Raw genomic sequence first — 23,397 nt, 5'->3', positions numbered from 1 at the left:
CTCGATTTTCGATTGGGCGCTGCCGCGCCATGTTCCCGGCGGAGCGGCAGCTCCATCAATCGAAAATCGAGAATCCAAAATCGAAAATCAAAAAATCCCCGCCGCCCGCCCCAATCGCAAGCCGGGAAGTTGTCCCCCAAATTCCCATCCTTGCACCCGCACAAAAATATCTCTACGCAGTCCAATCACACACCATGAAAAAGCTCCTGCCCGCCCTCCTGCTCCTCGCACTCGCCGCGGCATTCTCCGGCTGCACCACCAAGACCTCCAAGGATACCTCGATCCCGTGGAGCCGTCCCGCCAGCTGGGAAGGCGGCATTCCCGGCATGGGCAATCCCGGCGACCAGCGCTAACCCCCGCCCGGGGGCGCCGCGCGCCATCTTTTGTTTCGCAAAAAATCCGGTCATCTGGCCGGATTTTTTCATGCCCGCATCCGACGACCTCCCGCTCCCCACCCCGCCCGCCGACACCGGCAACGCGGACAATCCGCATTCCGCAACCCGCAATCCGCATTCCCCCAACGCCTCCCTCACCCCGCGTCCCGGCCACCTCTATGTCGTCGCCACGCCCATCGGCAACCTCGCCGATCTCACCGACCGCGCGCGCGCCATCCTTTCCGCCGTCGATCTCATCGCGTGCGAGGACACCCGCACCACCGGCGCGCTCATCGCCCGCCTCGGCCTCCCGCGCCGCGAACTCACCGCCTATCACGATCACAACGAAACCGCCGCCGCCGAACACCTCGCCGCGCAAATCGCCGCGGGCAAGTCCGTTGCCGTCGTGAGCGACGCCGGCACGCCCGCCATCAGCGACCCCGGCTTCCGCCTCGTGCGCGCCTGCCGCCGCCTCGGCCTGCCCGTCGTCCCCGTGCCCGGCGCCTGCGCGCTCGCCGCCGTGCTCAGCGCCTCCGGCCTTCCGACCAATGGCTTTCTTTTCGCCGGATTCCTGCCGCCCAAATCCTCCGCCCGCGCCGCGTTTTTGGAAAAGTATCGCGACTTCGAATATACCCTCGCCCTCTACGAAAGCTGCCATCGCGTGGACAAGTTTGTCGCCGAAATCGCCGAAAAACTCGGCCCCGTCCGCGTCCTCTGCGTGGCCAAGGAAGTCACCAAGCTCCACGAGACCTTCCTCATCGGTCCCGCCGCCGAGATTCGCGACCGCCTGGCCCGAACCAGCCTCAAGGGCGAGTTCACCGTCCTCATCGCCCCGGAAGGGTTCACCCTCTAACTTTTCCATGCATAAGTCCGCCGGCTGCTATTGTTAACTCACCACAAACCTCCTTGTGTATATCTTCGTTCTCTTCGTTTCCTTCTGTTTCGGATTCTGAAAATCAAATCTTTCCCGCACGTCGCGCCCTTCGCCTCCTTCGCGATTCACTCTCCCTCCCCGCCACCTTTCCGCCATGCCGCTTTCCGCCGTCATTCTCCCGCTCCTCGCCGCCGCCATCGGCGCGGTCCTCGCCTGGCTTTTCGCCGCCTCGAAACGCGCCGTGCTCGCCGAACGCCTCGTCGCCCGCGACGATGACAACGCCCGCCTCGCCGCCGAACTCGACGACGCCCGCGCGCAGCTCGCCGCGTCCGAAACCGCCCGCGAGCGCCTTGCCGCCGACCTCGCCGCCGAGCGCACCACCCTCGCGACCGAACGCGCCACCGCCGCCGAGAAACTCGCCGCGCTCACCGACGCCCACGCCCGCCTCACCGCCGAGTTCAAGGCGCTCTCCGCCGACGCCCTCAAGACCAACAACGCCGCCTTCCTCGACCTCGCCAAGACCACCCTCGCCCAGTTCCAGCAAAAAGCCGAGGGCGACCTCGCCGCCCGCCAGCAGGCCATCGACTCGCTGGTAAAGCCGCTCAAGGAATCGCTCGAAAAAGTGGACGGCAAAATTAACGAACTCGAGCAAACCCGCGCGCGCGCCTACGGCCAGCTTGGCCAGCAACTCGAATCGCTCAACACCGCGCAGCTCCGCCTCCAAACCGAGGCCGCCAAGCTCTCCAGCGCCTTCCGCGCCACCAGCTATGCCGGCAGTTGGGGCGAACTCCAGCTTCGCCGCGTGGTCGAGCTCGCCGACATGCTGCCCTACTGCGACTTCACCGAGCAGGAAACCTCTGACGTCGGCGGCCTCCGCGCCGACCTCGTCGTGCGCCTGCCCGGCGGCCAGCGCATCGTCGTCGATGCGAAATCGCCCGTGCAATCCTACCGCGAGGCCGCAGAAGCCGCCGATGACGCCGCGCGCGCTGCAAAACTCGCCGAGCACGCGCAGAAAATCGGCCGCCATATCGACACCCTCGGGGCGAAAAATTACTGGGAGCAATTCCAGCCCGCCCCCGAGTTCGTCGTCCTCTTCGTGCCCGGCGACCACTTCCTCACCGCCGCGCTCCAGGCCGACGGCACGCTCCTCGAACGCGCCATCGCGAAAAAAGTCCTGCTGGCCACGCCGACCTCGCTCATCGCGCTGCTCAAGGCCGCCGCCTACGGCTGGCGCCAGGAAACCGTCTCGCAAAATGCCGAGGAAGTCAGCCGTCTGGGCCGGGACCTCTACGACCGCATCACGACCTTTGCCGAGCACCTGGAAAAAATCGGACGCAACCTCGAAGCCGCCGTGAAAGCCTACAACCAGTCCGTCGGCTCCTTCGAGTCCACCGTCCTCCCCGGCGCGCGGCGCTTCGAGGAACTCGGCGCGAAAGGCGTGAAAAAACTCTCCGAGACCGCCGATCCCATCGAGTCCATCCCGCGCGAAGTCACCAAGCGCGAGTGACGCTCGACGCGGCGGCGGCGCGCTGATTCATAAAGCCCAAATTCATCAGGACATCGGCCCAATACCAAGAGCGCTCCGATTACCCCATAAATTGCGGGTGCGATTCAAATCCATCTTTCCTCTTTATTCTTTATCTTTCTCTTTCTCCCTGCCCGTTCCTGACGAAAGATAAAAAATAAAGAGGAAAGATTCCGGCGGTGGCACGACCTTTGAATTACACTCCATAAATTGCCCGAGCCCGATGTGCCGTCTTGACTGGCCGGACTGCCTCCGGCACGATGCCCGACGGATGCCACAACCTGATTCGGTATAAAAACACATCAGCCGGACCCGCCGGATTTCACGGCGGGGTCTTTTTGTGCCCCGGCAGCCTGTTCTCGCCGGCCTGCGGTGTGCGGTTGATGTGTGTGCCATGCGGTCCCGAAGCGCGCGCGTTTGCGCGGCGTTCGGTCTCTCCCATTGCCCGGGGCGTTTCCGCATCCCGATGTCCCACTCTTCCGATTTTTCCCAATCCTCCTCTTCGCCCGCCCGTCCCCGGTGTTCGTCACGGCCGGCGCCGTGGCTGAAATGCCGTCATTGCGGCGGCGAATTTTCGCTCAATGCGCCCGGCACGCGCCACCGCAACCATTGCCCGTGGTGCCTCTGGAGCGTGCATCTCGACAACACTCCGGGCGACCGTCAGGCCGGCTGCGGCGGCGGCATGGAGCCGATCGCCGTCAGCGCGCGGCCGGACGGCGAGTGGCTGATCGTGCACCAGTGCAAAAGCTGCTTCGCGGTGCACGTCAATCGCATCGCCGGCGACGACAGCGAACGCGAGTTGCTCGGGCTGGCGGTCCGCCCTCTGCGCCTCGCGCCGTTTCCGATCTGATGCGCCGCGGCTCCGCCGCCGCCCGCTCCGTCATGCATGCGCTTTGGGTATCGCCACCGACATCAGCATCGTGTTTCCGGCGGCATGTTCCGGCACGGCAGGCATATGGATATTTGTTGCCTGGTTTGTGGTCGAATACGCACACTGCTTGAGGACATGAACATCAATGAGAAATCAAGCGCGACACCGGCGGGCAGGCGCCCGATCAAGGCGCGCGGCAGCCGTTGGGCGGCCGGAATCGCGGCCATGCTCGCGGGCGTGCCGGTAAAGCCGAACACCATCTCGATTTTCAGTGTGGTGTTTGCCGGCATCGCGGGCGCGTGTTTCGCGGCCACCGCATGGCCGCGCGCGGCTTCGTCGGCATCCGTCGTCGCGATGCTTTTTGTCTGCGGGGCGCTTTGCGTGCAAATGCGCCTGCTCTGCAACCTGTTCGACGGCATGGTTGCCGTCGAGGGCGGTTTCCAGACGAAATCCGGCGAGATTTTTAATGAACTGCCGGACCGTTTCGCGGATGCGCTCGTTCTCATCGGCCTCGGTTATGCCGCGGATGTGTTCCGATTTGGAATGGAGCTTGGCTATGTCGCGGCGGTGCTGGCCGTCATCACCGCATATGTGCGCGCGCTCGGCGCGGCGGCGGGCGCGGGACACCATTTCATGGGGCCGATGGCGAAGCAGCATCGCATGGCCGCTGCCACAATCGCGTCGCTCCTTTCCGCAGTCGCCGCCTTTTGGTCGTGGCAGGGGTGGGTCGCCGTGGCCGCACTCGGTGTCATGATCGCGGGCATGCTGGTCACAATCGCCCGCCGTGCGCGCCGGGTGGTTCGCGTGCTCGAAAACAAATAGGCGCATGAGCTTCCCGCGCGCCGCCATCATCACCTTCGTCCGGCTGCTCACGGGTGTGCGCGCCCGCTGGCTTGGCGTGAATCCGGCGGACGTCGCGCAGTGCGTCTATTTTGCAAACCACACGAGCCACCTTGATGCGGTTGCGCTTTGGGCGGCGCTGCCGGACGGGTTGCGCGGCCGGACGCGGCCCGTCGCCGCGCGGGATTATTGGATGTCCGGCCTCGTGCGTCCGTGGCTCGCCCGGCATGTGCTTGATGCGGTGCTTGTTGAGCGCAAGAACATTTCCACGAAAAACAATCCGCTCGCGCCGATGCTCGACGCCCTCGACGCGGGCAGCTCGCTCATCATTTTCCCCGAAGGGACGCGCAACGCCGGCGGAGGCGCGGAACCCGGCGGATTCAAAAGCGGCATCTATCATCTCGCGCGCCATCGTCCGAAAACCGGATTCATCCCTGTGTGGATTGACAATGTGAACCGCGCGCTGCCCAAGGGTGAATTTCTCCCCGTCCCCATGCTTGGCGGCCTGACGATGGGCGCGCCGCTCACGCTTCGAGAGGATGAGGACAGGGAGGCGTTCCTCCTCCGCGCCCGCGATGCGCTGCTGGCCTTGCGAAAATAAATGAAACGCCCGCGCAAATCACCATGAGCCTTCTCGCTGATCCGCAATTTTGCCGGCTCTCCCTCGGCATCGCAGGCCTGCTCGCAGTCGCCTCCCTCATTGGCACGGCGCTGGCATTTCGCGCGCGGGCACTGCCCGCGGACGACGCACGGCGCGCCACCATTGCCAATCTCAACGCCCGCATCCGCGCGTGGTGGGTGATGGCCGCCGTCTTCGGGGGCGCGCTTGTGGCCGGGCGCATCGCCGTCGTGGTGCTTTTCGGGCTGCTGTCGCTGGTCGCGCTGCGTGAATTTATCACGCTCGCACCGACGCGCCGGGGCGATCATCGGGCGCTGTTTTGGGCGTTCTTCATCATCACGCCGGCGCATTACTATTTCGTGGGGGCCGAATGGTATGGCATGTTTGTCCTGTTCATCCCCGTCTATGCCTTCCTGTTTTTGCCGGTGCGTGCCGCGATCGAGGGCGATTGCGGGCATTTTCTTGAGCGAACGGCAATAATCCAATGGGGGCTTATGGCATGTGTGTATTGCATGAGCTACGCGCCCGCCGTGCTGGGCTTGCATTTGTCCGTGAAACAAACCGTCGAAATGCGGACGGTCGAAAACGCCAGGCTTCTGGTTTTCCTCGTGGCCGTCGTGCAACTAAGCGACGTGTTCCAATATTGCTGGGGCAAAACACTCGGGCGCCACAAAATCGCGCCAACGGTAAGTCCGGGCAAAACATGGGAGGGCTTTGCAGGCGGCATTCTCACCGTGTCCGCGCTGGGTGCCGCGCTTTGGTGGGCGACGCCGTTCACTCCCTTGCAGGCGGGCGGCATTTCGCTCGCGCTCGCGCTCGCGGGTTTCGCGGGTGGACTTGTGATGTCGGCAATCAAAAGGGACCGCGGCGTGAAAGACTACGGCGCGGTCATCGAAGGACACGGAGGCGTCATGGATCGCCTTGACTCCCTCTGCTTCGCCGCGCCGGTGTTCTTCCATATCGTGCGGTTCTGGTTCTGACGAAGGCTAATGCCTGCCGTCGCCCAAACATATGGCAATGGCGGCAAAATCAGACTTATTTGGATTCTTCGCTGTTTTGCATGGAGATATTCCAATAGCCAAAAAAAGAAAAGGAATGGAAGCATTCCCGCCGCTCTCGCATGGCGGGGAATCGGGCCACGGCTCCTGACGGTGTGTTTGCCTGTTCGCGACTTTTGCCGCAACCTGCCGCCCCATGAACCTCCAACTCGAAAACAAACTCGCCCTTGTCACCGCCTCCTCCGGCGGCATCGGGCTCGAAATCGTCCGCGCCCTCGCCCGCGAAGGCGCGCGCGTCATCGTCAACGGCCGTTCCCCCGCCAGCGTCGAGGCCGGCCTCGCCTCCATCCGCGCCGGGCAGCCCGATGCGCGGCTCGAAGGACTCGCCTCCGACAACGGCACCGCCGCCGGCACGGAGCAAACCATCGCGTGCTTTCCCGACGTGGACATCCTCGTCAACAACCTCGGCATCTACGAACCCGTGGGATTCTTCGACGAGACCGACGCCGACTGGCTCCGCCTGTTCGAGGTCAACATTCTCAGCGGCGTGCGCCTCGCCCGGCATTACCTCAAGCGCATGCTCGAAAAGAAAACCGGGCGCATCATCTTTATTTCCAGCGAGTCCGCCATCAGCCCCTCGCCCGAGATGCCGCACTACGGCGCGACCAAGACGATGCAGCTCGCCCTTTCCCGCAGCCTCGCCGAGTTGGCCAAGGGCACGCAGGTGACGGTCAACACCATCATGCCCGGATCGACCATGACCGAAGGCGTGGCGAAATTCGTGCAGGAGCTTTTCCCCGGCCTCCCGCTGGAGGAGGCGGGCCGCCGATTCATGCGCGAGAACCGGCCCACCTCGCTCATCGAGCGATTGCTTGAGCCGAAGGAGATCGCGAACTTCGTCGCCTTTGTGAGCAGCCCGCTGGCCTCCGGCATCAACGGCGCTGCCCTGCGCGTGGACGGCGGACTGGTGCGCAGCGTCTTCTGAGGGGTCCGAAGCATTTTGGGATTAATACCATTTCCGAACGAGATTCACACTTATGGAGGGCCGAGCTCCTGCGAGGCCGTTGCGGTCGGATGCAACATCTTCCGGCGACGGCCTCGCAGGAGCTCGGCCCTCCATCGAAAGGATATTTTTCATGGGGAAATGGTATAAGTTCCGCGGTCCGAAAACGGCGGTGCGGCGAAATTCTCGCTCGCAGGCCGCGGTAATCAGCCCGGGGTTTCCTCGTTGGAGAAAACCTGCTGCACGTCGTCGATCTCGTCGAGGGCGTCGTGGAGCTTTTCGATGGACGCCGCCACGGTCTCGTCAACCGGCACCGTGTTCGTCGGGATGTAGGCGATTTCGCTGGAATCGGTCTTGATGCCCGCTTCCTCCAAGGCTTGCGCAATCTTGTCGAAGGCATGGATGTCGCAGCGCACCTCAAAGCCTTCCTCCGTCGTGATGACGTCGTCGGCCCCGGCGTCGAGCGCGACTTCCATCAGCTTGTCCTCGGTGGTGTTGTCCTTGCCAATCAGGAACTGCCCGGCGTGCAGGAACTGGAACGCCACGGCGCCCGCGCCGGCGAGGTTGCCGCCGTAGCGGGTGAACACGCTGCGCACGGCGGCGGCGGCGCGGTTTTTGTTGTCGGTGGTGACTTTCACCATCATGGCCACGCCGCCGGGACCGTAGCCTTCGTAGATGGCGTCCTCGAAGACGACGCCCGGCAGTTCCCCGGTGCCTTTTTTGATGGCGCGGTCGATGTTGTCGGCGGGCATGTTGGACTCGCGCGCCTTGAGCAGGAGGGTGCGCAGGCGCGGGTTCATGTTGGGGTCGCCGCCGCCGGCCTTGGCCGTGATGGTGATGTCGCGCGAGATGCGCGAGAAGATTTTGCCCCGTTTTGCGTCAACGAGGCCCTTGAAGTGCTTTAATTTGGCCCATTTGCTATGTCCTGCCATGGAGGTGGGGAATTAAGAATTAGGATTTAGAATTTAAGAAGTAAGGAAAGGGCGGCGGTGGCTTCAACCGAAAACCGAGCGTCGAAACCGGACATCGAAGGGCCGCTTACTTTTTCTTCGGCGTGACGTTGATGATCGGGCGGCCTTTCCGGTCGGTCTTCGGGGCGGCTTGGGCGGCCGGAGCGGACTCGGCGGGGTCTTTCATGCGGTTGACGACGAGTTGCTGGCCGATGGTGAAGAGGCCGTTGATGGTCGAATAGAGCGCGAGGGCGCACGAGAAGTTGTAGCAGATGAGCGTGAAAATCACGGGCATGAACTTCATCATTTTCACCTGCGCGTTGTCCACGGAGGGCGACGGGGTGAGGCGCATCTGGACAATCATGGTCGCACCCATGAGGAGCGGCATGATGTTGATCGGCAGGCCGAAGATGCGCGCGACCGTGTCGGGCGCGGAGAGATCTCCCGTCCAGAGGAAGGGCTGGAAGCGGAGTTCGGCGGTGCCTTGCAGCATGACGAAGAAGGCGATGAAGAGCGGCATGGTGATGAAGATGGGGAGGCAGCCGCCCATCGGGTTCACACGGTGTTTTTTGAAGAGCGCCATTGTCTCCTTCTGCATCTTCTGCGGGTTGTCCTTGTATTTCTCGCGCAGCGCCTGCATCTCGGGCTGGATTTTCTGCATGCGCTTGGCGGAGCGGGAGGCGGCGAGCGTGAAGGGCAGCGTTACGACTTTCAACAGGAGCGTCATGAGCACGATGGCCAGGCCCCAGTTGCCCACGAAGCCGTGCATCCAGTTCATGATGGAATACATGAACGGGGCGATGAGCCCGCTGAAGAAGATGCGGTTGAAGAAATAGCGGTCATACTGCATGACCTTGTCCTGGCGCTGCTCGAACTTGGAGAGGCGGGCGTATTCCTTCGGGCCGACGTAGAGGTCGCCGCTGATGGCGCTTTCGGCGGCGGGCGCGAGGGACACGGGCTCGAGCGTCATGGTGGCGGTGAGGCCGGTGTTGGCGCGGCTGTTGCCGGCGATCGGCGGCAGCTCGACGCGGCGCACAGTGATGCCGGTGCCGGGCTTGGCGGGCGTGTAGATGCTGGTGAAAAACTGGTTTTTCACCGCGCCCCAGACGGTGTTGCCCGGCTGGACAAACTCGGATTTCGGCGGGTTGTTGCGCAGGCCGATCCAGCTGAGGAAGCCGCCGCCCTCGAGATTGCCGCGATCGATGACCTGCGCGCCGTCCCCGTCGTAGGCGGCGACATTCAGGTAGAGGCCGACGTCGGTCGCGCTGATGAGCGCGGTGGTGCCGAGATTGAGCGTGACGGGCAGCGACGAGGTGTGGTCGGTGAGGTTGCGGAATGTAGTTTCGTGATGGATACGGTAGGGATCCTGTTTGCCGTCCGCGGAGCCCGCGCCGGGGACGATGCGGTAGCCGCGCGTGACCTCGATGCGGTTTTCAAACACGGTGCGATAGACGACCTCGGTGGCCGACGAGCTGACGAGTTCGTAGCGCATCCGGTATCCGAGCCCGGCGAGGCCGTTGAGCGCGAGCATGGGCGCGGTGTGCACCTGGTTGAACACGTAGGGTTCGGCGCTTTTCTCGGAGCGGCTGTATTTTCTCAACGCCACGTCGCGGAGCGCGCCGCCGTAGTTGGTGAAGCGGGCGGTGATGAAGTCGTTCGAGAGGGTGACGAAACTGGCGTCGGTGTTGGTTTCGGCGAGCGCGGCAAAGGCGGCGTTCGAGGGCGACGACTCGGGCAGCGTGCTCTGCGCGGGGCCGGGAGCCTGATTTTCACCGACCGGACGCGTGATTTCCGGCGCGGGCTTGGGCGGCGCGACTTGCTGGCCGTAATACATCACCGCAAACGCGGTGATAAGCAGCAGGATGCCGATGATGGTGTTTTTTTTGTCCATTTAGAAAGGAGTGAAATCAAGAATTGAGATTCAAGGAGGGCGATGTCCCGGCCTCCACGCGGCGGCAGCGCGGGGCGGGCGGCACGGGGTCGATGCCGCCGGGATGCAGGGGGGTGCATTTGAGCAGGCGGAGGACGGCGAGCAGCGAGCCGCGCAACGCGCCGTGCGTGCGCACGGCCTCGGCGGCGTAATGGGAGCAGGTCGGATAAAAACGGCAGCCGCACGCGGGGCCAAACACAACCGGGAGCACGGGCGAAAGCGTGCGCTGGTAGAGTTTTATCAGGGCGAGCAGCACCGATTGCGGAATGCGAAAAATGCGGCGTACGCTGGAGGGACGGCCTCCGTGCCGTCCAGCCGGGACAAACGGACGGCACGGAGGCCGTCCCTCCATGGTCACGCCATGGGCGAGGGCGGCGGCTGGACTGGATGCGGCGGGTGTCACTGCGAATCGGATGACGGTTTGAATATGCGACGACAAGCGTCGATGAATCTTTGCTCCATCACGCGATATTCAAGCTGATTGATTGCGCGTCGCGCCACGAGCAGGATATCGCAGCCGGGTGGCACGAGGTGCTGGTTGCGGCGAAAGATCTCGCGGAGACGGCGTTTCGCGCGCGCACGGCGCACGGCTCCGCCGACGGCGGAAGAGGAGGCGACGACGCCGAGCCGCGCCGGCAGCGGCGCGGAAGTATCAAGTGGCAAGTGGCAAGTATCAAGTGGAGTGCCTGCGGCGGCAGTGGTGGCGGCGGGGGTTCCTGTCACTTGATACTTGTCACTTGTCACTTCCGCGCCAGCGGCGCGGCAATACCACAACACAAAGCCGCCGCAATCATGGCGGCGGCCCTTTTCGCGAATCTCGCGGAAGTCGCGCTGCCGCCTCACATGCTGTTGAGGACGGAAGCGCATGGTGCCAAGTATGTTGCGGCGCGGTGGATGCTGCGCCGGTATCAGGCGACGGTGAGACGCTTGCGGCCTACGCGGCGGCGGTTGGCGAGGACTTTGCGTCCGCCTTTGGTGGCCGAACGGGCGCGGAATCCGATTTTACGGACGCGTTTTTTGCGATGTGGGCGGAATGTTGGCTTCATGTTTGGAAAGGGAAAAAGGGGCTAGAGATGACCGGACGCGCCCGCCTGTGTCAAGGCGGGGTTTTCTAATCGTCAGAAAGACCTATAGACATATTGACCCGGGGCAACGCCCCGGGGGAGCGAAGAAGCAAACGAAGAAAGAACCGGGGATGAAACTGGCAACGCTCAGGGTGCTTGGCCAACGGGGACTCAAGTGGCTCACCGCCCACCTGAGACAGGCAGGGTGCGGGCCGCTTGGGGCCCGCACCCTGCCTGTCTCAGGTTTAAAAAGGCGGGAGCCGGGCGCTCCGCAAGGCGAAGCTGGTGTGTGCAAAACCCATCCGGCTCCCGCTTCAAACTCTACACGGTCATGAGCCGCGCAAGCCAAGACCTCTTTTCCCTGCGCCACGAACTGGTGCGCTACGCCACGGCCCACGGCATCCGCGCGGCCATGCGCCAGTTCGGCTGCGCGCGCAACACCGTGCAGGTGCTGCTGGCAGGACGGCGACGACTCCTTCCAAAATCACCCCGCCGCCCCCATCACCAGCCCGCGTGCACGCCCCGAAAATCGAGCAGGCCGTCGTCGCCGCAAGAAAAAGGCCCCTGTTTCGGCGCCCGCCGCCTCGTGGACATGTTCGTCCTGCCCGGGCAAGGGCGCCGCCCACCGCATCCTCCGCGATCACCAGCTGACACGCCGCCGCCAGCGCAAACACAAACGCAAGGCCGACTTGCGCAAAATCAAAGCCGCCCACGCCCCGCTCACCCACCTCCAGATGGACACCAAATATCTCAACGACATCCCCATTACTGGCCCCAGATGCAAGCCCGTGCCCGCTTCCAATACACCATCCGCGACGAGGCCACCGGCGCGCTCTTCGTCTCCTACCCTCCGAGCTGTCCAAAACCTGCGCCACCTCGCCCTGTCCCGCCTCCTCGACCACCTCAGGCCCACGGCCTCGACCCTCGGTCGAGGTGCGCACCGACCTCGGCTCCGAGTTCGACGGCGACACCGTCCACTACCGCCCAGACGGCTTCCACGGCTCCTCCGCCTCCGGCGCCCGCCACCGCTTCAACCCTCCCGCCAGGCCCAACGCCAACGCCGACGTCGAAAGCTCCCACGCCACCATCGAAGCCGAGTTCTTCGACCTCGAAACCTTCCACGGCACCCGGCACTTCCTCGCCTCCGTCACCACCTACCAGCACTTCTTCAACTTCGCCCGCAAAAACCGCTCCCGCTCCGACCAAACCCCGGCCCAACTCCTCGCCCATAACGCCCCTCATCTCGACCCGCGCATCCTCCTTTTGCCCCCTCTCCTCCTCGATCCCCTCATGGGTCAAGATCTGTCTAGACCTCCCGGGGTTTTCTAATCGTTCTCGTTCTTTTACTCGTTCCCGTTCTCTCTTTTTTGCGCAACGTTTCGGGAACGAGAACGATTTTTACCGGAGGTCGTAACGCAAAAGCGGGGCGTGCGGCTTCTCCTCGGTGACAAAAATGGCGCGGGAATCGCGGGAAAAACAGGCGGCCTCGGCCTGGCCAAGGTTGTGCGGCGGCAGGACGACGGGTTCGCGGGCGAGCGCGGCGGACCAGTTTTCGCCGTCGTGTCGCGGGAAGAGGAGCGTGTCGCCGTAAGTGAGCACGACGGCGGCGCTGCCGTCGGCGGCAAAGTCCATCGCCGTGGGCTGGCCGCGGTAGCGTCCGGTCGGGATCGGAAGCAGGCGCTGCTTCGAGTCGGGCTGGGGAATGTGCGGAACCGCGCCGTGAAAAGTGGCGGCGGGGACCGCGCCGGCGGCGGGACGAAGCGGGAGCGAGGCGAGGCGGTTGGGGTTTTCGCGTTTTATGAGGAGCCAGACCCGGCCTTCCCGGGTGTCAACGGCCACGGACTCGCAATCGTGCGGGCCGTCGGGATAACGCACGGGGATGCGCCAGGCCACGGAGGCGGAGAGTTCGAGCGAGGGCGAGAGCGCGGCGGGATCGGGCTCGGCGATGATATGCAGGGCGCAGTCGTGGCGGACACTGTTGTTGTCGCCGGTGTCGGCGATGAGCAGCCAGGCGCGGCCGTCGAGCTCGAAGGAGGCGATGTCCTCCCAGTCGGTGTTGAGGAGGCCGGCGATGCGCACCGAGCCCAGAAAACGGCCGTCGGGAGCGATGGCATAGAGCACGGGTTCGCCGTCGCTGTCGTTGTGCGTCCAGAGGAGGTTGTCGGCGCGGCGCGAGGGGGCGAGTCCGCTGGATTCGTCGATCGCGGGATGGGCCAGCACGCCGGTTTGTCCGAGCGCCGCCGGCGGGCGGGTGCAGGCCGGGAGAAGGGCGAGGAAAAACGCGAGGGCGACAATGACGCCCCGCCCTGTGTCAAAATACGCGCGCACCGGCATCGTTGTATCCATGGGTGTAATACGGGATCCCGCACGGGAAACCCGCGTCATGTCCTTTTGCGTTTTTTCGCGGCAGACTCGATGCTGAGGTAGGTTTTGTTCAGCATCTGGTTCTCATAAAATTCCAGCAGGCGCACGCCTTCGCGGGGTTTCACCAAGTCCTTGCGCGTGGCAGCATCGATCTGGGCTTTCATCCGGCGGCAGAGTTCCTCCCATTGATATTGCACGCCCTCGATCACATCCGACACGCGGCTGCCGCTGAGCGCCTCTTCTATATAAAAGCCGTTGGGCTCGTCGGGCTCGAGGAAGACGTGCACCTCGTTCACGCGTCCGAAGAGATTATGCAGGTCGCCCATGATGTCCTGATACGCGCCGGTGAGAAAAATGCCGAGGTAGTAGGGACGGCCGTCGAGCGCGTGGAGGCGGAGGTAGTCCTTGGTGTCCTGGAGGTCGATGAAGCTGCTGATCTTGCCGTCGGAATCGCAGGTGATGTCGGCGAGCGTGGCGTTGACGGTGGGCTCCTCGTCGAGGCGGTGCAGGGGCGCGATGGGGAAGAGCTGCTGAAGGGCCCAGTGGTCGAGGAGGGACTGGAAAACGGAAAAGTTGCAGACGTATTGGTCGGCGAGGATTTTTTTCAGGTCGTGCAGTTCCTCGGGCTGATAGCCGCTCTCGTTGCCCTCGCGGTCGATCTGCTCGCAGATTTGCCAGTAGAGCGCCTCGGCGGCGGCGCGGTTTTCGATGTCGAGGTAGCCGAGGTTGAAGAGCGAGAGCGCCTCCTCCTTTTTTTGCAGGGCGTCGTGAAAACGTTCGAGGCGGCCGAGGCGGGACTTGTTTTTCAACTGCGCCTCAAGGTCGGTGACGACCTTGTGCTTCTCCTTCGGGCGGTGCTGCTTGCGCAGGGTCTCCTTCTTGTTGATGCGCTCGAAAACCTCGACGACGAGCATGGAGTGCGGGGCGACGACGGCACGGCCGCTCTCGCTGATGATGTCGGGGACGCGCACGCCGGAGTGGTCGCAGATGTCGCGGATATTGGCGACGACGTCGCGGGCGTATTCCTCCAGCGAGTAGTTCATGGACGACTCGAAATTCGTGCGGGAGCCGTCGTAGTCGATGCCGAGGCCGCCGCCGATGTCGAGGTAGCCCATGGGGAAGCCCATCTGCGAAAGCTGGCAATAGAAACGGGTGGCCTCGACGACGGCGTTCTTGATCGTGAGGATGTTGGGCACCTGCGAGCCGATGTGGAAATGGATGAGGCGGAGCGCCTGGGTGAGTTTCGCGGCCTTGAGCTTTTCGATGGCGAAGAGGAGCTCGGCGGTATTGAGGCCGAACTTGGCGTTGTCGCCGGAGGAGGACGACCACTTGCCCTCGCCGCGGGTCTGGAGTTTCACGCGAAACCCGATGAGAGGACGGACGCCGAGCTCGCGGGAAATCTCGATGATGTGGTCCACCTCGCTGAGCTGCTCGACGACGATGATGACGCGCTTGCCGATCTTGCGGCCCATGAGGGCGAGGCGGATGTAGTCGTGGTCCTTGTAGCCGTTGCAGATGATGAGGCGCTGGTTGTTGTCGTGCATGGCCAGCGCGATCATGAGCTCGGGTTTCGATCCGGCCTCGAGGCCGTGATGGTAGTCCTTGCCGGCGGCGAGGATTTCGTCCACGACCTCGCGGAGCTGGTTGACCTTGATGGGGAAGACGCCGCGGTATTCGCCCTTGTAGCCCTCATCCTTGATGGCTTGGCGAAAAACCTTGTTCAGGCGCTCCACCCGGTGGCGCAGCAGATCCTGAAACCGCACCACCATCGGCGCGCGCAGCCCCATGTCCCGGGCCTCGTCCACCACGTCCATGATGCGTATCTCGGTGCCGTCGGGCACGGGGCGCACCTCGACAAAGCCCTCGTCATCAACCTCGAAGTGGCCGTGGCCCCAGCGTTTGAAACCGTAATGCTCCTCGGATTTTGCAGCCGACCATGCGGCGGTGTTTTTATTTTTCAAGGCGGTGAGGAATGTGGACTGTTTGCTTGCTATTTGTTTCCCGGACGGAGTTAAGTTCTCGTTTCTTTTTCCAAAACCGACAACACGCAACGATGAAAATATCCGCTCTGCTCGACAGTTCACTGCTTTTTCTGGCCCAGACCGCCCCGGCCGAAGGTGGCCGTTCCGGCGCCAGCCTCATGTCCTTTCTCCCCTTCATCCTGATTTTCGTGGCGATGTATTTTCTCATGATCGCGCCCCAGCGCAAAAAGCAGAAGCAGCATCAGCAGATGCTCGCCTCGCTCGATGCCGGCGACGAGGTCATCACCGCCGGCGGCATCTACGGCCACATCACGGCCAAGAAGGACGACCGCTTCGTCATCCGCATCTCCGACAACACCAAGATCGAGGTGGGCAAGGGCTACATCACCAGCGTCGTTGCCAAAAAGAGCGGCGGCGAGGAAAAGAAGTAAGCCCCGCGTGTCATCGCGGAAGAAAAAGGAAACCCCAGCGACCACGCGACCGCAAAAGGACGGCGACCACCGGGACGAATCATCCGCTCCGATTCACTTTGCGGCGTCCCATGCCGCCGTCCCAACGCCCCCGCTCCGCAACACTTTTTAAACCCAAATAACACATGCCTAAACGCAACTTCTGGAAAGTCCTCCTCAGCATCGCTGTGGTGGTCTTTTTTGCATACTCAATGTTCCCGCTGAAAGACCGGGAATTTGTGGACTTCGTAAAAGTCGAGGCCCAGGCCAAGCAGTCCGAATTCGATGCGCTGCTCAAGGAGGCCGTCGCCCGCAGGGACGCCCATCAGGCGCCCAGCGCGTTCATCGCCCTCAAGCAACTCGCCGCCGAGCGCAAAATCGACCTCACGGAAAGCCACTTCCCGAAACTCAACCTCGGGGACGTGAAAAACATCGAGAAGAAAAACGCCATCCTCCTCGACCACCTGCTCAAGGAATCCAAGGCCCGCCTCCAGCTCGGCCTCGACCTCAAGGGCGGCGTCGCCTTCACCCTCGAGATCGCCCCCTCCGCGCTCGAAAACATGCGCTCCGACGAGCGCAAGGAAAAGCTCACGAAGGCCATCGACATCATCGGCAGCCGTATCAACGCCTTCGGCGTCACCGAGCCCATCATCCGCCCGGTCGGCGACAGCCGCCTCGAAGTCCAGCTCCCCGGCGTCAACACCAAGGACAACCCCGACGTCATCGACAGCCTCCAGAAACCCGCCCTGCTCCAGTTCCGCATCGTCCATCCCACGCTCACGCCCGCGATGACCGGCGGACAGACCCCGGTCGGTTTTGAACGCATGACGCTGGAGGAGGATTCCCGCTCCGGCACGCACGTCGAGGAAATCTACATCAAGCGCGTGCCCGAGGCCGACGGCAAAATCATGAAACAGGCCTTCGCCCGCCCCGACCAATACGGCAAGCCCGAGATCATCCTGCAATTCACCGACGAGGGCCGCTCCCGTTTCGCCCAGGTCACCCGCTCCATCGTCGAAAACGCGCAATCCAACAACCTCCCCTACGGACGCCTCGCCATCGTGCTCGACGGCAAACTCTACTCCGCCCCGACCGTCCGCGAGGAAATCAACAGCCCCACCGCCCAGATCACCGGCAGCTTCACCGACCGCGAGGCCCAGAACCTCGCCAACGTCCTCAACAACCCGCTCGACGTCCCCATGGTCGTCATGGAGCAATACGAGGTCGGCCCCTCGCTCGCGCAGGACGCCGTGGACAGCGGTGTGCGCGCCTCGATCATCGGCACCGCGCTCGTCGCCGCGTTCATGGTCACCTTTTACACCACGGGCGGCTTTGTCGCCGTCTGCACGCTCGCGATCAACGTCATCATCATCTTCGGCTTCATGGCCCGCCTCGGCGCCACCCTCACGCTGCCCGGCCTCGCCGGCATCGTGCTCACCATCGGCATGGCGGTGGACGCGAACATCCTCATCTACGAGCGCATGCGCGAAGAGCTCGCCGAAGGCAAATCCCTCGCCTCGGCCAACCAGAACGGCTTCATGAAAGCCCTCTGGACCATCCTCGACGCGCACTTCGTGCAGCTCATCGTCTGCGCGATCATGATCTTCCTCGGCACCGGCCCGATCAAGGGCTTCGGCGTCACGCTCTGCATCGGCGTCATCTCCACCCTGTTCTCCGTGCTCGTGGTCGCCCATCTCACGCTCGAATGGATGTTCACCTCCGGCCTCGTAAAGAAATTCACCATGCGCCGCATGCTGAAAAACCTCCACGTGGACTGGGTGCGCTTCGGCAAGCCCGCCTTCATCGCCTCGTGGATCGTGGTGTTCGCCGGCCTCGCCGTCGTCATCTACAAAGGCAACAACATCTACGGCATCGACTTCAGGGGCGGCGACGCGATCACCCTCCAATACAAGGAGCAAATCGACACCGGCAAAATCCGCGAAGTCGCCGCCGCCGGCAACCTCGGCGAAGTCGTCCCCGCCTACATCAGCGCCATCGGCGGCAGCCAGGAAATGCTCCGCATCGAAACCGAGACCGGCAAGTCCGACGCGCTCTTCGCCGCCCTGCAAAAAGCCTTCCCGCAGGCCGGCTTCGTCAACCTCGGCACCAGCGTCATCGGCAAGACCATCGGCGACGAAATCCTCTACAACGCCCTCGTCGCGGTCCTCGCCTCGATGGGCGTCATCCTGCTCTACATCGCCTTCCGCTTCGAGTTCGGCTTCGGCATCGGCGCGATGTTCTCCTCGTTCCACGACATCCTGATGGCCATCGGCCTCTTCGTGCTGACCGGGCACCATTTCTCGGCGCCGATGGTGGCTGCGATCCTCGCCATCGCGGGTTACTCGATCAACGAGACCGTGGTGGTCTTCGACCGCATCCGCGAGGAACTCCGCCTCAATCCCAACACCTCCCTGCGCGACGTGGTCAACAACGCCATCAGCAAGGTCTTTGCCCGCACGATCATGACGGCGACCACGACCTTCCTGGCCTCCGCCTCGCTCTGGATCTGGGGCACCGGCGTGCTCAAGGACATCGCGTTCACCTTCACGATGGGCGTTCTCACCTCCACCTTCTCGGCCATCTTCATCGCCTCCCAAGTCTTCTATTGGTGGCACAAAGGCGACCGCAAGCGCGTCGAGAAACACCAGGACGTGCGCCCCACCTACGAGTGGCAGGGCGCCAGCAAGGCCTCCGAGTAAAACCAATGCGGAATTAGGATTGCGGATTGCGGAATTAACGGCGGGCGCCTCCGCGCCCGTTTGCAGCCGGCGTGAAAGCGCCCCCATTCCGTGTTCCGAAATCCGCATTCCGCATTCGAGCCATGCGCTGGATATACCAACCGTTTCCCCCCGGGGAAGTCGATGCGCTCAGTCGTGGCGCCAGCGTGAGCCCCGTGCTCGCGGAACTTCTCCTGCGCGCCGGCCTCGCCGACGCCGCGCGCGCCGCCAAATTTCTCCACCCCGCGCTCAGCGAGCTGAGCGACCCGTTCCTCGTCCACAATGTAGTCGCCGCGGCCGACCGCCTCCGCGCCGCCATCGCCGGGCGCGAGGACATCGTCGTGCTCGGCGACTACGATGTCGATGGCGTCAGCTCCACCGCGCTCCTCGTCAGCATTCTCCGCCGCTTCGGCCTGCACCCGCGCTTCATCGTTCCCCGCCGCATGGAGGACGGCTACGGGCTCTCGCGCAGCGCCATCGACCGCGCCCTTGAGCAGGGGAAACCCTCGCTCTTCGTCGCCCTCGACTGCGGCACCAATTCCCACGACGAGATCGGCTACCTCCGCGCCCAGGGCATCGACGTCATCGTGGTCGATCACCACCGCTCCAAGGAGGAAGTCGTCGGGCAGGCCATCCTCATCAACCCCCACGTCCACAACAACGGCGACGACGGCGCCTGGCGCGACCTCTGCACCGTCGGCCTCGTCTTCAAGCTCGCCCACGGCCTGCTCAAGCAGCTCCGCGCCGAGAACCACCCGACCGCCTTCGAGATCAAGCTCCGCGACTCGCTCGACCTCGTCGCGCTCGGCACCGTCGCCGACCTCGTCCCGCTGCACGGCGAAAACCGCATTCTCGCCCGCCAGGGGCTGCGCATTCTCCAGACCACGCGCCGCCCCGGCCTCCAGGCGCTCATGCAAGTCGCGGGCGTGCGCCCCGAAAACGAGATCATGCCCGTCGACGTCTCCTTCCGGCTGGGACCGCGCATCAACGCCAGCGGACGCCTCGACGACGCCTCCCTCTCCGTCGAGCTCATGCTCAGCGACGACGCGGATTTCTGCAACGAAACCGCCCAGCGCCTCAACGAACTCAACCGCGAGCGCCAGGACATCGAGCGCCAGATCACCGAGGAGGCCGAGCGCCTCGTCGAGGGAAAATACGCCGCCGATCCCGGCATCGTGCTCTATGGCGAAAGCTGGCATCCCGGCGTCGTCGGCATCGTCGCCGGCCGCGTCTCCCGCAAATACAACCGCCCCTGCATCGTCCTCGGCAACGAAGGCGAGCAGGCCAAGGGCTCGGGTCGCAGCGTGGATGGCGTGAGCCTTGTCGAAGTGCTCGGCACCTGCTGCGAACACCTCCTCAGCTGGGGCGGCCATCCCATGGCCATCGGCGTGTCGCTCGCCCAATGCCACATCGACGACTTCCGCGCCCGCTTCGTCGAATCCATCCGCAACCATACGGGCGGCGGCCTCAACGGCCCCACGCTCGACATCGCCACCTGGATCACCCCGCGCGAAATCGGCGAGCGCCTGATGGGCGACATCTGCGCGCTGCATCCCTTCGGCCAGGGCAACTCCGAGCCCGTTTTCGGCATCCGCCGCGTCACGCTCCAGCAACGCCCCGACATCTTCCGCGGGCAGCATTTTCGTTTCAATTTCGACGATGGCACAGGGCGGCGTCTTTTTGGCGTGGCATGGAAGATGGCCGACAACATCCCGCCCGTCGGCGTGCCGATCGACATGGCCGTGGAGATTGCCTGGAACTATTACAACGACCGCAAGCTCCTCCAGCTCGAGCTGATCGACTGGCGCGAAAGCGAGTGATGCCGGGTAGAAAGTAACAAGTGACAAGTGGCAAGTAACAAGAAGCCGGGTGCGAGGCTGCGCTGGTTCTTGTTACTTGCCACTTGTCACTTGTTACTTCACTTCCCCTGCGTCCCCCAGCGGCGGTGGAGAAAACGCTCGGCGGGCGCGAACATGATTTTGTCCGCCAGCAACCCGATCACCACGATCACCAGCATCACGCCGACGACTTGGTCCATCGCATTGAGTTCGCGTCCGTAGTGCAGGAGCTGCCCGAGGCCGAAGCCGGTCAGGATGGTCACAAAAATCTCCGCCGCCATGAGCGAGCGCCACGCAAAGGCCCAGCCCTGTTTCATGCCGCTCACCACGAACGGCAGCGACGCCGGCAGCATCACCTTCATCCAGGTATGCAGGCCGTGCGAACCCATCGTGCGCGCCGCGCGCGCGTAAATCGGCGGGATGGTGCGCACGCCCGTGTCGGTCGCGATGATGACCGACCAGAGCGTGCCCATCACCACGATGAAAAACATCGCCGACTCCGTCTGGCCGAATGACAGCAGCGCGATCGGCACCCAGCACACGCTGGGCAGCGTTTGCAGGCCGAGCGCGAGCAGCCCGATGGTGTCCTGGCAGACCTTGAAGCGCGCCGTGAGCAGCCCGAGCGGCAGGCCGATGACGATGCCGCTGGCGTAGCCGAGCAGCAGGCGCTTTACCGTGACGAACGACGCCGAGGCGAGCGTGCCGTCCGCGAGCACGCCGGCGAGATAACGGGCGACATCGAGCGTCGAAGGCATGAGCCGCAACGAATCGATGCCCGCGCGCTTGATGATTTCCCATCCGACGAGCAGCGCCGCGAAAAAGAGGGTGGCGGTGACGATGCGTTTCATTCGGCCACCTCCGTTTCGGTCGAGCCGATGTAGCCCTTGAGCGCCTTCATGATTTCGCTGGAGCGCGTGGCGAGGCCCACGCTGTTGATGTCGCGCGGACGCGGCAGGTCGATGGCGAACTCCTGGCGGATGCGTCCGGGATGCGGCGAAAAAAGCGCCACGCGGTCGCCGAGGCAGACGGCCTCGCGGACGTTGTGCGTGACAAACACGATCGTCTTCTTGCGCTGTTCCCAGATGCGCTGGATGTCGCCGTAAAGCTGCTCGCGGGTGAGCGCGTCGAGCGCGGCGAACGGCTCGTCCATGAGCAGCACCTTCGGGTTCGGCGCAAGGGCGCGGGCGAGCGCCACGCGCTGCTTCATGCCGCCGGAAAGCTCATGGATGTTTGCGTGCAGGAAACTGTCGAGGTCCACGAGGTGCAGGTAATATTTCGCCACCTCCTCGCGCTCCTTGTTGTTGAGGCCGGGCTTGAGCTTGAGGCCGAACATCACGTTGCCGAGCACGTCGAGCCACGGGAACAAGGCGTGCTCCTGAAACATCACCATGCGGTCGCGGCCCGGTCCGCGGATGGGCTGGCCGTCGGCCGATACCGAGCCTTCGTCGGCGCTGTCGAGGCCGGCGATGATGTTGAGCAGCGTGCTCTTGCCGCAACCGCTCGGGCCGACCAAGCAGACGAACTCGCCCTCGGCGACTTCGAGCGACACCCGGTCAAGCGCGTGCACCTCGGCGCGTTTGGTGCGAAAGCGCTTGCTGACTCCGCCCACCGAGAGTTTCGAGGGCGCGATGTTTTCCAATTCCGTTTGTACGGTCACCGGGTGGATTTTGAGAGTTTGGTGCTTCTTGCGGCTCGGCAGTGGGCGGATTGCAGTTTGGCGGATAAGATCGCGAATGACTGACGCGCTCACTTTCGCCGCCGTCCCCGCGGTTGCAAGAATTTCGATGGGATTTTTTCGCTACCAACTGGATTTTACCAATTTACAAACAGCATGGTTGATTGACAAACACGGCATTCGGCCACGAATTATGAAATTCTTCCGCACCGATGACTTGGATCGAAATAGCCGGTGGCGTCGCGCTTACGCTTTTTGGCATCCGCTTTTTGCGCAAAGGTCTCGACCGCTTGTTTGGCGGAAGGCTCGCCACGTGGCTGGCATCGCTCACGGCGCGGCCGTTGCGGGCGTTTGCCGCCGGGGCCGCGGCGGGCACCGTCGCGCCAAGTTCGACCGGGATCTCCCTGCTCTCGCTGCAAATCATCGGCGCCGGGAAGCTGGGAGCGGAGCGCGTGCTCGCGGTGCTGCTTGGCGCGGGCGCGGGCATCACGGTGACCATCCAGTTGCTCGCCTTCCGCATCCAGGATTACGCGCCGCTGCTGCTGGTCGCGGGCGTGGGTTGCTTCCAGTTTACGCGCAGGGAAACGCTGCGCGGCATCGGGCAGTGCCTGCTCTCGCTCGGCTTCGTTTTTCTTGCCATGCGCCTTATCGGCGAAGGCGGCGAGTCGCTGGCGTCCGCGTCGGAGACGCGGGAGGCGCTCGCCCTGCTGGAAGGCCATCCGCTCATCGTCGCCGCGGCGGCGCTGGCGCTGGCCGTCGCGCTGCAAAGCTCGACCGCGACGATCGGCCTCGGGCTCGGCCTGCTCTCAGCCGGCTTGCTCTCGGCCGGCCTCGCGGTGCCGTGGGTGATCGGCACCAACCTCGGGCTCGGCCTCACGTCGCTCATCGTCGGCTGGCCGGTGCCCGAGGGACGCAAGCTCGGCCTTGCGAGCCTGCTCGTCAAAGTCCTCGCCGCCGCGCCGCTCCTGCTCGTGCCATCATGGGGCGCGGCGTTGTTTGGCTGGCTGCCCGGATCGGAACTGCGGCAGGTCGCGATGTTCCACACCGCCTTCAACCTCGTGCCGGGGCTCGCCGCGCTGCCGTTTCTCGGTGTCTTCACGCGGATCGCCGCATGGATGATCGGCCCGCCGGCTTCCCGGCAGGCCGAGGACGAGGGCCGTCCGGCCACGCATCTTGACCCGCGCGCCGTGGAAAGCCCCGGGCTGGCGCTCGTCCACGCGACGCGGGAGGTGTTGCGCATGGTCGATGAAACCCGCGCGATGCTCGGCCGCTTCTGGCGCCTGGAGGAGATGCCCGCGCCCACGCCCGAGCAGGTGCGGGCGGT

22 protein-coding genes (1 of these 22 running past the window's edge) are annotated in these 23,397 nt (G+C 64.0%); 13 read left to right on the top strand and 9 right to left on the bottom strand.

The window, feature by feature from the left end; all coding sequences use genetic code 11:
* Positions 1 to 194: 194 nt before the first annotated feature.
* From OH491_RS19815 to OH491_RS19780, 8 genes are all read left to right on the top strand, one after another.
* On the top strand, positions 195 to 353 hold the full coding sequence (locus OH491_RS19815; protein WP_334319232.1) for a hypothetical protein: 159 nt from the start codon (positions 195 to 197) through the stop codon (positions 351 to 353).
* Between the two features lie 70 nt (positions 354 to 423).
* Positions 424 to 1,227: a 16S rRNA (cytidine(1402)-2'-O)-methyltransferase gene (gene rsmI / locus OH491_RS19810; RefSeq protein ID WP_342750646.1), complete on the top strand. Its 804-nt coding sequence runs from the start codon at positions 424 to 426 to the stop codon at positions 1,225 to 1,227.
* Positions 1,228 to 1,402: 175 nt separating this feature from the next.
* On the top strand, positions 1,403 to 2,755 hold the full coding sequence (gene rmuC, locus OH491_RS19805) for a DNA recombination protein RmuC (RefSeq protein ID WP_068769955.1): 1,353 nt from the start codon (positions 1,403 to 1,405) through the stop codon (positions 2,753 to 2,755).
* A gap of 484 nt (positions 2,756 to 3,239) precedes the next feature.
* Positions 3,240 to 3,623 (top strand): RNHCP domain-containing protein, encoded by a 384-nt coding sequence (locus OH491_RS19800; protein ID WP_068769956.1) that lies wholly within the window; start codon positions 3,240 to 3,242, stop codon positions 3,621 to 3,623.
* A 156-nt stretch (positions 3,624 to 3,779) separates the two neighbouring features.
* The gene (locus OH491_RS19795; protein ID WP_068769957.1) at positions 3,780 to 4,466 is read left to right on the top strand and encodes a CDP-alcohol phosphatidyltransferase family protein; all 687 of its coding nucleotides are present in this window, start codon (positions 3,780 to 3,782) and stop codon (positions 4,464 to 4,466) included.
* 4 nt (positions 4,467 to 4,470) lie between these two features.
* Positions 4,471 to 5,085 carry a lysophospholipid acyltransferase family protein gene (locus OH491_RS19790; RefSeq protein ID WP_068769958.1) on the top strand — a complete coding sequence of 205 codons (615 nt, stop codon included), beginning with the start codon at positions 4,471 to 4,473 and terminating at the stop codon, positions 5,083 to 5,085.
* Between the two features lie 23 nt (positions 5,086 to 5,108).
* Positions 5,109 to 6,083, top strand: coding sequence for a phosphatidate cytidylyltransferase (locus OH491_RS19785; RefSeq protein ID WP_068769959.1), 975 nt, complete (start codon positions 5,109 to 5,111; stop codon positions 6,081 to 6,083).
* A 214-nt stretch (positions 6,084 to 6,297) separates the two neighbouring features.
* Positions 6,298 to 7,086 (top strand): SDR family NAD(P)-dependent oxidoreductase, encoded by a 789-nt coding sequence (locus tag OH491_RS19780; protein ID WP_068769960.1) that lies wholly within the window; start codon positions 6,298 to 6,300, stop codon positions 7,084 to 7,086.
* 224 nt (positions 7,087 to 7,310) lie between these two features.
* On the opposite strand, the gene OH491_RS19775 is transcribed toward OH491_RS19780, so the two are convergent.
* The 5 genes from OH491_RS19775 to rpmH form a co-directional block, all read right to left on the bottom strand.
* Positions 7,311 to 8,036, bottom strand: a complete 726-nt coding sequence (locus OH491_RS19775; RefSeq protein ID WP_068769961.1) for a YebC/PmpR family DNA-binding transcriptional regulator — start codon at positions 8,034 to 8,036, stop codon at positions 7,311 to 7,313.
* A gap of 106 nt (positions 8,037 to 8,142) precedes the next feature.
* Positions 8,143 to 9,945, bottom strand: a complete 1,803-nt coding sequence (gene yidC, locus OH491_RS19770) for a membrane protein insertase YidC (RefSeq protein ID WP_068769962.1) — start codon at positions 9,943 to 9,945, stop codon at positions 8,143 to 8,145.
* A 16-nt stretch (positions 9,946 to 9,961) separates the two neighbouring features.
* Positions 9,962 to 10,252, bottom strand: a complete 291-nt coding sequence (gene yidD, locus OH491_RS19765) for a membrane protein insertion efficiency factor YidD (RefSeq protein ID WP_068771041.1) — start codon at positions 10,250 to 10,252, stop codon at positions 9,962 to 9,964.
* Between the two features lie 131 nt (positions 10,253 to 10,383).
* Entirely contained in the window at positions 10,384 to 10,851 is a 468-nt protein-coding gene (gene rnpA, locus OH491_RS19760; protein ID WP_068769963.1) for a ribonuclease P protein component, read from the bottom strand.
* 41 nt (positions 10,852 to 10,892) lie between these two features.
* On the bottom strand, positions 10,893 to 11,030 hold the full coding sequence (gene rpmH, locus OH491_RS19755; RefSeq protein WP_068769964.1) for a 50S ribosomal protein L34: 138 nt from the start codon (positions 11,028 to 11,030) through the stop codon (positions 10,893 to 10,895).
* Positions 11,031 to 11,981: 951 nt separating this feature from the next.
* On the opposite strand from rpmH, the gene OH491_RS19750 reads away from it, so the two are divergent.
* Positions 11,982 to 12,377: a hypothetical protein gene (locus OH491_RS19750; RefSeq protein ID WP_342750645.1), complete on the top strand. Its 396-nt coding sequence runs from the start codon at positions 11,982 to 11,984 to the stop codon at positions 12,375 to 12,377.
* Between the two features lie 69 nt (positions 12,378 to 12,446).
* Here the strand turns inward: OH491_RS19750 and OH491_RS19745 are convergent, their stop codons facing one another.
* Together OH491_RS19745 and speA are read right to left on the bottom strand one after the other, a co-directional pair.
* Complete coding sequence (locus OH491_RS19745; RefSeq protein ID WP_145928722.1) at positions 12,447 to 13,394, bottom strand: hypothetical protein; 948 nt, start codon at positions 13,392 to 13,394, stop codon at positions 12,447 to 12,449.
* 35 nt (positions 13,395 to 13,429) lie between these two features.
* A complete protein-coding gene (gene speA / locus OH491_RS19740) occupies positions 13,430 to 15,373 on the bottom strand; it encodes a biosynthetic arginine decarboxylase (RefSeq protein ID WP_068771042.1) in 1,944 nt (647 codons plus the stop codon).
* A 92-nt stretch (positions 15,374 to 15,465) separates the two neighbouring features.
* Here speA and yajC point away from each other — a divergent pair, with 92 nt between their 5' ends.
* From yajC to recJ, 3 genes are all read left to right on the top strand, one after another.
* Positions 15,466 to 15,825, top strand: a complete 360-nt coding sequence (yajC, locus tag OH491_RS19735) for a preprotein translocase subunit YajC (protein ID WP_068769966.1) — start codon at positions 15,466 to 15,468, stop codon at positions 15,823 to 15,825.
* A gap of 164 nt (positions 15,826 to 15,989) precedes the next feature.
* The gene (locus OH491_RS19730) at positions 15,990 to 18,542 is read left to right on the top strand and encodes a protein translocase subunit SecDF (RefSeq protein WP_068769967.1); all 2,553 of its coding nucleotides are present in this window, start codon (positions 15,990 to 15,992) and stop codon (positions 18,540 to 18,542) included.
* A gap of 122 nt (positions 18,543 to 18,664) precedes the next feature.
* Positions 18,665 to 20,380, top strand: coding sequence for a single-stranded-DNA-specific exonuclease RecJ (gene recJ / locus OH491_RS19725; RefSeq protein ID WP_068769968.1), 1,716 nt, complete (start codon positions 18,665 to 18,667; stop codon positions 20,378 to 20,380).
* Between the two features lie 98 nt (positions 20,381 to 20,478).
* On the opposite strand, the gene OH491_RS19720 is transcribed toward recJ, so the two are convergent.
* A complete protein-coding gene (locus OH491_RS19720) occupies positions 20,479 to 21,246 on the bottom strand; it encodes an ABC transporter permease (RefSeq protein WP_068769969.1) in 768 nt (255 codons plus the stop codon).
* Positions 21,243 to 22,055, bottom strand: a complete 813-nt coding sequence (locus tag OH491_RS19715; protein ID WP_068771043.1) for an ABC transporter ATP-binding protein — start codon at positions 22,053 to 22,055, stop codon at positions 21,243 to 21,245. The genes OH491_RS19720 and OH491_RS19715 overlap by 4 nt, the downstream gene beginning before the upstream one ends.
* Positions 22,056 to 22,285: 230 nt before the next feature.
* On the opposite strand from OH491_RS19715, the gene OH491_RS19710 reads away from it, so the two are divergent.
* Positions 22,286 to 23,397 carry the 5' portion of a Na/Pi cotransporter family protein gene (locus tag OH491_RS19710; protein ID WP_068769970.1) on the top strand. It continues 526 nt past the right edge of the window, so only the first 1,112 of its 1,638 coding nucleotides appear in the window; it begins with the start codon at positions 22,286 to 22,288; the stop codon falls past the right edge of the window.

It is taken from the genome of Termitidicoccus mucosus, from assembly GCF_038725785.1.
Classification (GTDB): domain Bacteria; phylum Verrucomicrobiota; class Verrucomicrobiia; order Opitutales; family Opitutaceae; genus Termitidicoccus; species Termitidicoccus mucosus.
The sequence above is the reverse complement of the archived record's forward strand: the minus strand, read 5'-3'. Positions and strand labels throughout refer to the sequence as shown.